Raw genomic sequence first — 2177 nt, 5'->3', positions numbered from 1 at the left:
GGTGTCAGCAACCACTTTTTGAAGGAAACACCGTGAAATACCTTTGCCTCGCCTATTACAACCCCGCCGAATTCGCCGCCATGCCGCCCGCCGACATGCAGGCCCTGGTCAGCCAGTGCCCGCCCAAGGACGCCCAGCTCAAGGCCACCGGCCAGCTGCGCGTCAGCGCCTCGCTGGGCGAACCCGCCATTCGCCTGCAGCCGCGCGGCAGCAAGACGCAGAAGATCGACGGCCCGTTCACCGAAGCCAAGGAGCTGGTGGGCGGCTTTTTCATCATCGACRCTGCCAACCCGGACGAAGCCGTGAAAACCGCCTCGCTGCACCCTGCCGCCACGCTGGGCGAGCAGGCCGGCTGGCGCATCGACATGCACCCCATCGATTTCTTTGAGCAGTACGACGGCAAGGCCTGAGGCGGCTGGCTGGCGCCTGGCCGGCCTTTTTGGGCCGTTTTCAGGCACAAAAAAGGCCTCTAACCCAATAACAACGGGCGCAAGCAGCTATTGTTTTGATAGCGTTTACGTGTGAACTGAAAACTGGCCTGAGTGCCTTTTGGGCACAAAAAAGTGCCAAAAACAGGCATTTTCAGGCATCGAAAGTACCTGAAGCCCAATAAGGGCGGGCGCGAGCAGCTATTAAATTGATAGTGCCATCCATCGCTCCCGCAGGCCACCGACGCGCCATGCGGGCGACGGCCGACCCCGCTCGGCTCAAATCTGCACCCGCGTTCCCAGCTCAATCACGCAGTTGTTGGGCAGCTTGAAAAACCCCGCCACGCTGCCTGCGTTGCGCGACATCAGGGCGAACAGCGCCTCGCGCCAGTGCACCATGCCCGAGCCGCGCGTGGGCACCACGATTTCGCGGCTTAAAAAGTACGAGGTCTCAAACAGGTTGATGGGCAGGCCCTGGGCCTTGCACAGCTCCAGCGCTTTCGGAATGTCGGGCGTGTTCTTGAAGCCGTAGTTCACCTCCACCCGCCAGAAGCCCGGCGCCAGCGGCTGCACCTGCACGCGTTCGGCAAACGGTATCCACGGCACGTCATGAAACACCACTGTCAGGATCAGGTTGCGCTCATGCAGCACCTGGTTGTGCTTGAGGTTGTGCATCAGCGCCTGCGGCACCGTGTCGGGGTTGGCTACCGCATACACCGCGGTGCGCTGCACGCGGTTCACGCTGTCGGCCGACAGCGCCGTCACAAAGGGCAACAGCTCCGGGTCGTCGTGGCGGATGCTTTCTACCAGCAGCTCACGCCCGCGCCGCCACGTCGCCATCACGGTGAAGATCGCCACACCCAGCACCAGCGGAAACCAGCCGCCCTGCATGAACTTCAGCATGCACGACACCACCAGCAGCAGGTCAACCGCCACAAAAGTCACTGTCGCGGCAATCGCCAGCGGCAAGGGGTAGCGCCAGCCCTGGCGTATGACAAAGAAGGTCAGCAAGGTCGTGATCAGCATGGTGATCGTCACCGCAATGCCATAGGCTGCCGCCATGGCCGACGAGCTGCCAAAGCCGAGCACCGTGGCCAGCACGGCGGCCAGCAGCAGCCAGTTCACGCCCGGCATGTAGATTTGACCGGCCTCGCGCGCCGAGGTGTGCAGCACGCTCATGCGCGGCAGCAGGCCCAGCTGTATGGCCTGCCGCGTCATCGAATAAGCGCCTGAAATAACAGCCTGCGATGCAATCACCGTGGCCAGCGTAGCCAGCACCACGGCGGGAATCAGCCACGCTTCGGCAAACATGCGATAAAACGGGTTTTCCAGCGCGGCCGGGTCGCGCATCAGCAGTGCGCCCTGGCCCATGTAGTTAATCGCCAGCGCCGGCAGCACCAGGCCGCCCCACGCAAACTGGATGGGTCGCTTGCCGAAGTGGCCCATGTCGGCGTACAGCGCCTCCGCGCCGGTAAAGGCCAGTACGATGGCGCCCACCGCCACAAACATGTGCCAGCCCTGTGCGCTTAAAAAGCGAATGGCGTTCAGCGGGTTCAGCGCGGCCAGTATGCCGGGCTGCTGCGCAATCTCCAGCGCACCGGTAAAGGCCAGCACACCAAACCACAACACGATGACCGGGCCAAACAGCTTGCCGACCAGGCCCGTGCCATAACGCTGCACTGCAAACAGCCCCACCAGCACCGCCATGCAGACCGGCAGCACATAGGGCTTGAGCGCGGGCGTCACCAC

At 63.0% G+C, this 2177-nt stretch carries 2 protein-coding genes; one reads left to right on the top strand and one right to left on the bottom strand.

Annotation, left to right across the window (positions count from 1 at the left end):
- Positions 1 to 410, top strand: a 410-nt coding sequence (locus AC1D1X_RS21330; protein ID WP_477699116.1) for a YciI family protein, incomplete at its 5' end; no start/stop codon positions are given.
- Between the two features lie 297 nt (positions 411 to 707).
- Here AC1D1X_RS21330 and AC1D1X_RS21325 read toward each other — a convergent pair.
- Positions 708 to 2177 (bottom strand): potassium transporter Kup (locus tag AC1D1X_RS21325; protein ID WP_477699115.1); only part of this gene is annotated, 1470 nt, incomplete at its 5' end.

Source organism: Polaromonas sp. P1_G4 (genome assembly GCF_056405475.1).
This window is presented reverse-complemented; position numbering and strand designations above follow the sequence as displayed.